The organism is Caballeronia sp. LZ033 (genome assembly GCF_031451265.1).
In the GTDB taxonomy this organism is placed as follows: Bacteria; Pseudomonadota; Gammaproteobacteria; order Burkholderiales; family Burkholderiaceae; genus Caballeronia.
Window position 1 is genome coordinate 1 of the sequence record NZ_JARUXQ010000038.1, and the last position, 773, is coordinate 773.

The following is a 773-nucleotide window of genomic DNA, read 5'->3' on the forward strand; positions in this document are numbered from 1 at the left end:
ACCACTTCCTTTCGTTCCACGCGCTGCTTGATGTCGGCTTCGGCTTCGTCGGCATCGAGATAGCGTGACTGAATTTCAAAGGCCACTTCGTTGGCGCCGCCGTGCTTCGGACCGCGCAACGCGCCGATACCGCCCGCAATCGCCGAATACATGTCTGAGCCGGTTCCCGCGATCACGCGCGCCGTGAAGGTCGATGCGTTGAATTCGTGTTCGGCGTAGAGGTTGAGCGACACGTGCATCGCATCGACCCACGACTTCGACGGCTCCACGCCATGCAGCAGATGCAGGAAATGTCCGCCGATGGAATCGTCATCGGTTTCCACTTCGATGCGCTTGCCGTTGTGCGAGTAGTGATACCAGTACAGCAGCATCGAGCCGAGCGAGGCCATCAGCTTGTCGGCGATATCTTTCGCGCCCGGAATGTTGTGATCGTCCTTCTCGGGCAGGATCGTGCCGAGCACGGAGACGCCGGTGCGCATGACGTCCATCGGATGCGCCGAAGCCGGAATCCATTCGAGCGCGGCCTTGAGGTTCGCGGGCAGGCCGCGCATGGCCTTCAGCTTGGTCTTGTAAGCCTTGAGTTCAGCGGCGTTCGGCAGCTTGCCGTGCACGAGCAGATAGGCGATCTCTTCGAACTCGGACGTGTTGGCGAGATCGAGAATGTCGTAGCCGCGGTAGTGCAGATCGTTGCCAGTGCGGCCGACCGTGCACAACGCGGTATTGCCCGCCGTCACGCCGGACAGCGCAACGGACTTCTTCGGCTTGAAACCGCC

At 61.2% G+C, this 773-nt stretch carries 1 protein-coding gene; it reads right to left on the bottom strand.

Going from position 1 to position 773, the window contains the following annotated elements; all coding sequences use genetic code 11:
- The coding region (locus tag QCE62_RS35080; RefSeq protein WP_309928013.1) for a citrate/2-methylcitrate synthase at positions 1–773 on the bottom strand (773 nt) is incomplete at both ends.